Below are 2,617 nucleotides of genomic sequence, written 5' to 3'. Positions count from 1 at the left end.
AATAGTAGCAATGTAGGCTTACTATCTGGAATACCCGTGTTATTAAATTGCTTTAGCCTGTTGTCAAGATTGGTAGTTTGACCAATTTTGATGTAGCCCGGAAATGATTTGTTTTCAAGGGCGTATACGTAACCAATATCTGTCATAGCAAGAAATACTTTCCAAACTTTTTAACGTGAACGCTTGGCACGTATGTACGCACCCTGTGAGTGCTTTTTTATTATCTTTTTTGGTGTGTTAGATACCAAACCAACATGACAATTAGCCATATACCGCCAGTCGCAAATACTAATATCAAATTTATTAAAAATTTCATTATAATGACCCACTTTTATTTACTGAACTTTAAGGTGTCGCCTGTACCCTTACCAAACATTTGAATATTGATAATATCGGAATTTTTAATATTTAAGTTCTGAGGTTCATCTTTCATTACTTGAATTAAATTATTTTTATCATTATTAAGCGTGATTGTTGCATACGCATAATCTGGGTCTGAACCCGACCAAAAACCCGGTTGCCATTCAATATGGTAATCACCATCACTCAGTTTTACATCGCTAACTTTAAAGGATATGTTTTCGGGACTCTGTGATTTACCAATGTAATTTGTGTAATCACCGCTAACAGTTAAATCATTTTGATTTTTTGTTATTGTTATATGTTCGTTTGTTTCTAACTTAGATGTGCTTGTTGCAGACGAGGCACTGCTTGAAGAAGATGAGGAGTTTTTTTGAGATATCGAAGAAACAGACGATGAGCTTTTTTGAGGTGCGGAAGAAACGGATGATGAACTTTTGGATGTAACGTTTTCTTTTTTAGTTGACTTTGACGTTGAGGTAGTTAATTGTGAAATGGTTTCAGTTTGTGATGGTTGGTCTGAGCTCTTAGTGTGAGGGGAAAATATTATTCCAATAAAAAACAACGGGAAAAATGTCAGATACCATCTCTTGAAAAAAGGTTGTAGTTTAACGGGGATGCTAATTTTGTTTTTGAAAATATGTAGTAACCATACTGAGCTTCCAAATATCATTGATAAGCTCAAAAAAAAGTTTTGTTTAAACGTCAGTACGCCTATCATTAAAAAAATAGGTGCATAAATAATTTGTAGTACTCTCAAAACTATAAGAAAAATACGCATAAATAAGATCTCCCAATCTCCAAAATAGTGTTGTACATATATGGTTTAAAACAGTATTTGCAAACGGATTAAGCTTGCTCTAAAAGTTTTATTGTAATCATCCCCGCCCATAGTTTGCACAGGGAAGCGTATCACAGAGCAGGCTCCCTTGTTAAGATAACAAGTTATTTTTTCATTTTAAGTCACTTACTGATAGTAGGTGGCTTTTTATTTATAATTTATTAATGGTTAAACATTGATACCAACAACAAGATTAATCCGGCTACAGTAAGTAGTATTCCTGCAATCTGATATTGTTTGTTGTTATCTCGCTTGGATAGTGTAATAAAGGTTGTACCAGAAAAAAGAAAAGGTAGTGCTAGAAAAAAAGATGTCATAGTGTCAACTCCTATATATTCTTCAGTACAGCACTTTCAAGCGACATAGGTATACCAAAGTACGCCATGAAGTCATAAAGCTTACTGTATCTGTTTGTATTCTCGTCAAAGTAGAAATCAGCTAACATTTTAAACGCATAAGAATTAGCACTAATTTCAGCATCACTTTTGGCCAAAGGTGAGAATGCATAAGTTTTATGCTGTTCACCATTCAAAACATGCTGTAATTCATGGAATTTTCGGAATGGTAGTGAAAACTTTGTTTTGAAGTTGGGGTTAATGATGATTGTATTGTCAAAAGGGGATGCAACGTCTGGATCATATTCATGGCCATGAACTTCAACGACATTTATTCGGTTATGAGTTGAACGTTCAACATTATATTTCACAATAACATCATCAAAGTATTCGAGAGGCGAACTGTAGTCTAGATATTCATACATTTATTGTTTGCCCTCTCGCATAGTTTTTAACATTGCGATAATGGCTTGCTTATAGTCCTCTGATAGTTCTTTACCCTCAAAAGACATAATTAACTCATCATCAGCTAAATCTACGTGCTTTTTATCATCCCCGTCATCAGAGCCATTGTGAGGCGTTTTAAGCGGGCTGTCTGTCTTGCCTTGTAAATAGTCCACTGTGGTATCTAAGGCGTCAGCAATCAGTGAGAGCATGGCATAAGAGGGGTTATTACGGTCAGTCTCGTAGTTAGCAATCGCCATACGAGAGGCATTAATTTTTTTAGCAAGTTCACTTTGAGTGAGCTTTTTTTGTTTGCGTAATTCTTTTATACGGTTAGCAGTGATAGACATAGTAGATACCTTTAAGAAATTATTAAGAGCTTAGTAAAAAATAAAACTAAATTAAGAAATTATAAACTGTATTGTTTAGTAACTAATCATTGGTTATAGTTTATTTATTGAATGATTATTAAATAAACAAATACTTTGTAACTGATTAGTATATACACATATCATACCAGACAATACAGGTCAATTAAAGGCAAATAGATACATTTAAGTGCAAGAGTGAACCACTATAAAAGCAACGAGATAGGAGAAATTATCATGACAGTATCAAACGCATTATTTAACGAAGC

The 2,617-nt window shown here is 34.0% G+C and carries 4 protein-coding genes; all 4 read right to left on the bottom strand.

Annotated features, from left to right (window positions below; all coding sequences use genetic code 11):
• On the bottom strand, nt 1–146 hold a 146-nt coding region (locus BMG01_RS10265; RefSeq protein WP_143472299.1), incomplete at its 3' end, for a GIY-YIG nuclease family protein.
• 185 nt (nt 147–331) lie between these two features.
• Entirely contained in the window at nt 332–1,141 is an 810-nt protein-coding gene (locus BMG01_RS10260; RefSeq protein ID WP_004910676.1) for a hypothetical protein, read from the bottom strand.
• Nucleotides 1,142–1,529: 388 nt separating this feature from the next.
• On the bottom strand, nt 1,530–1,961 hold the full coding sequence (locus tag BMG01_RS10255) for a hypothetical protein (protein WP_036066331.1): 432 nt from the start codon (nt 1,959–1,961) through the stop codon (nt 1,530–1,532).
• The gene (locus BMG01_RS10250) at nt 1,962–2,330 is read right to left on the bottom strand and encodes a helix-turn-helix domain-containing protein (RefSeq protein WP_004910681.1); all 369 of its coding nucleotides are present in this window, start codon (nt 2,328–2,330) and stop codon (nt 1,962–1,964) included.
• Nucleotides 2,331–2,617 lie beyond the last annotated feature (287 nt).

This window comes from Leuconostoc sp. BM2, from assembly GCF_002095565.1.
GTDB classification, from domain to species: Bacteria; Bacillota; Bacilli; order Lactobacillales; family Lactobacillaceae; genus Leuconostoc; species Leuconostoc falkenbergense.
This window is presented reverse-complemented; position numbering and strand designations above follow the sequence as displayed.

Excerpts from the sequence above, each read along its gene's own strand:
- BMG01_RS10260 (WP_004910676.1), bottom strand. The coding sequence starts at position 1,141 with ATGCGTATTTTTCTTATAGTTTTGAGAGTACTACAAATTATTTATGCA.
- BMG01_RS10255 (WP_036066331.1), bottom strand. The coding sequence starts at position 1,961 with ATGTATGAATATCTAGACTACAGTTCGCCTCTCGAATACTTTGATGAT.
- BMG01_RS10250 (WP_004910681.1), bottom strand. The coding sequence starts at position 2,330 with ATGTCTATCACTGCTAACCGTATAAAAGAATTACGCAAACAAAAAAAG.